Here is a 2,302-nt window from a genome sequence, read left to right as displayed (position 1 = left end):
CCGGGGGGGGGCCGGGGCGCTTCCCGGTCGTAGCCGGCGACGGAACCCGCCCCCCCGCACCCCGTCGATCAGCCGCGGGTCCTCGTTCCGGGGAGACGAGCCGACGAGCCGACAGGGCAACGGGTCGACAGACCGACGGGCCGGCACGGCAACGGGGCGAGGGGGGAACGACCGTACGACCGAGCCGACCTGACGGGGGGCGGCTCGGACCGACGGGGACGGCGCCCCGTGGAGGGTGGCACGATTCTGCTCGTCGAAGTCGTCCGACCCGACGGTCCCGGCGAAGGGGGCCGCCGGGCGGAGCCCGAGCCGGATCGGAGCGCGGAGGATCGTGGGCGGTCTCACGGAAGCGAAACTGAAGGCACTGGCCGGGAAGCGTTCGTTCGAGCGCGGGCTGGGTTACGTCGACGCGGTGTCCGGGGTCGACGTCGATGACGACCGGATCAGCGCATCGGTGCGCGGCACGGAGCGGTACCGGGTGGAACTGCTCCTGGGCGGGCGCGGAAAACCGACCGGCACCTGCGACTGCCCGTACGGCCAGGAGGGCAACTTCTGCAAGCACCTGGTCGCACTCGGCCTGACCCTGATCGCGCAGGAGGCCGACCTCCCCCGCCTGCGCCGGTCGGCCCGGGACGCGGCGCGGGGCCTCGACGCCTGGCTGCGGGGTCTCCCGCGGGAGGACCTGCTCGCCCTCGTGCGGGAGGAGATGGCCGAGGACCGGCAGCTGCGGCGTCGGCTGGAGGTGCGGGCGGCGAGCGCCCGCGGCGACCTGGCCGAAATCCGGTCCCGCATCCGAGAGCTGCTCGACATCGGCCCGTTCGCCCAGTACGGCTACGTCGAGTACGCCGACGCCCGGGCCTATGCCGACCAGGCCGGACAAGCGGTCCGTGCGATCCGGTCGCTGACGGCCTCCGACCGGGCGGCCGACGCAACGGCGCTGGCCAGGGAGGCGATCGACCTGCTGGCCCGGGTGGTCGAAGACGTCGACGACTCCGACGGCGGTCTCGGACAGATCGGCGCCGACCTCGCCGACGCCCACCACGAGGCCTGCCGCGCGGCCCGTCCCGACCCGGAGGAGCTCGCGCACTGGCTGGTGACGCACGCACTGGACGACGCGGCCGATCTGACGGACGTCGACCCGCTCGACTACGAGGACCTGCTCGGCGAGCGGGGGATGGCCGTCCTGCGCCGGCGCGCGGCCGAGGCATGGCAGGCGAAGCGCACCGGCTGGGCCGAGAAGCACCTGATGCAGCGCCTCGCGAAGTCGGGGCGTGACCTCGACACGGTGATCGCCGTGCACGCCGCCGACCTCGCCCCGAACGGCCACACCCACCTGCTCGTCGCCCGCGAACTCGACACCGCCGGCCGCACCGCCGAAGCCCTGGAATGGGCCGAGCGCGGCATCCGCGAGACCGAGGACCTGGCCGCGGTCGACACCGCCCTCGTCGACGACCTCGCCGACCGCTATGCGAAGGCCGACCGGCTCGCCGATGCCGTCACCCTGCGCCGCGACCACTTCGCCGCCCGCCGCATCCTGCCCGCCTACCGACAACTGCGCGCCGCGGCCGGGGCCGCCGCCTGCTGGCCGGCCGAGCGGGAACGGGCCCTGGCCCTGCTGCGCATCGACGCGGAGCGGGCGAGGAGCCACGGCTGGCGCGTCCTCGTCGACGCCCTCCTGGACGACGGGGAGGTGGACGCCGCCTGGCAGGCGGCCACGGAGCACGGCGCCCACGACGGCCAATGGCTCGCCCTCGCCGACCGGACCCGCCCCACCCGCCCCGCCGACGCCCTCACCGTCTACCTCCGCCTGGCCGCCCGCCTCACCCGCGAGACCGGCAACCGCGCCTACGAACAACTCGTCAGCCTGCTCCTGAGCATCCGCGACTGCCACCACCGCCTCGGCACGCCGGACGACTTCACCGCCTACGTCACCGACCTGCGCACCGCCCAGAAGCGCAAGCGGAACCTGATGAGGCTGCTGGACGAACACGGGCTGTGACCCGGTATCCCACCGGTCCCGCTCAGGCCGCCCCTCAGCACCCGACGGCGATCCGGGGCGCGCGGACGAGCGGGGGACCGGCCCCGGCGGCACGGGGCCCGCGGTCCTCCCCGGCGGCCCCCTCCGACCCCGCGTGTCCGACCGAAGGGACATCGGATCCCGGGCAACCGAATCCGCCGGATCCGTGGTCTGGAGGGCGAGGGAGGGTGCTAGTGTCCTGCGCCGGGAATTCGATCAAGATATGAGGCCAGGCGTTCGAGGATCTCGTCGGCGCTCTTCGTCCAGGCGAAGGGTCGGGGGTTC

The 2,302-nt window shown here is 74.5% G+C and carries 1 protein-coding gene; it reads left to right on the top strand.

Annotated features, from left to right (window positions below; genetic code table 11):
- Positions 1-331 precede the first annotated feature (331 nt).
- A complete protein-coding gene (locus tag ACFW2Y_RS35530; protein WP_384887808.1) occupies positions 332-1,999 on the top strand; it encodes an SWIM zinc finger domain-containing protein in 1,668 nt (555 codons plus the stop codon).
- The last annotated feature ends 303 nt before the right edge of the window (positions 2,000-2,302 follow it).

Source organism: Streptomyces sp. NPDC058877 (assembly GCF_042742855.1).
Taxonomy (GTDB): Bacteria; Actinomycetota; Actinomycetes; order Streptomycetales; family Streptomycetaceae; genus Streptomyces.
This window is presented reverse-complemented; position numbering and strand designations above follow the sequence as displayed.